The 1020-nt window shown below is 56.4% G+C and carries 1 protein-coding gene; it reads left to right on the top strand.

The window, feature by feature from the left end:
• Positions 1-1020, top strand: a 1020-nt coding sequence (locus tag FS373_RS31375; RefSeq protein ID WP_194165966.1) for a VCBS domain-containing protein, incomplete at both ends; no start/stop codon positions are given.

Genomic DNA, 1020 nt, shown 5'->3' on the forward strand with positions numbered 1-1020 from the left:
GCCAAGGCGATAGCGATGCCGGCACCGTCACTGAAGATGGCGCAACCGATACCGATGCAGTGACCGTTGAAATGGTCTCTGGCAGCTTGACCGTCACCGACGTGGATACTGGCGAAGCGGTATTCCAGGTACAAACTGATGTCGCCGATGGCAACTACGGTAGCTTTAGCATCGACGCTGACGGCAACTGGAGCTACACCCTAAATAACAGCCACGCCGATGTGCAGTCACTGACTGACGGCCAGACGCTGACCCGTACCATCACAGTGACCAGTGCCGATGGCACCGCCTCACACAACGTGATCATCACCATTGTCGGCGCCAACGACCCGGCTGACATCACCGTCGGCCAGGGCGATAGCGATGCCGGTACCGTCACTGAAGACGGTCTATCAGATACCGATGTCGATACCGTTGAAATGGTTTCAGGCAGCTTGACCGTCACCGACGTAGACAGCGGCGAAGCGGTATTCCAGGTACAATCTGATGTGGCCGATGGCAACTATGGTAGCTTTAGCATTGATGCTGACGGCAACTGGACTTACACACTTAATAACGACCACGCCGATGTGCAGTCACTGACTGACGGCCAGACGCTGACCCGTACCATCACAGTGACCAGTGCCGATGGCACCGCCTCACACAACGTGATCATCACCATTGTCGGCGCCAACGACCCGGCTGACATCACCGTTGGCCAAGGCGATAGCGATGCCGGCACCGTCACTGAAGATGGCGCAACCGATACCGATGCAGTGACCGTTGAAATGGTCTCTGGCAGCTTGACCGTCACCGATGTGGATACTGGCGAAGCGGTATTCCAGGTACAATCTGATGTCGCCGATGGCAACTACGGTAGCTTTAGCATCGACGCTGACGGCAACTGGACTTACACACTTAATAACGACCATGCAGATGTGCAGTCACTGACTGACGGCCAGACGCTGACCCGTACCATCACAGTGACCAGTGCCGATGGCACCGCCTCACACAACGTGATCATCACCATTGTCGGTGCCA

Source organism: Shewanella sp. YLB-07 (assembly GCF_009377275.1).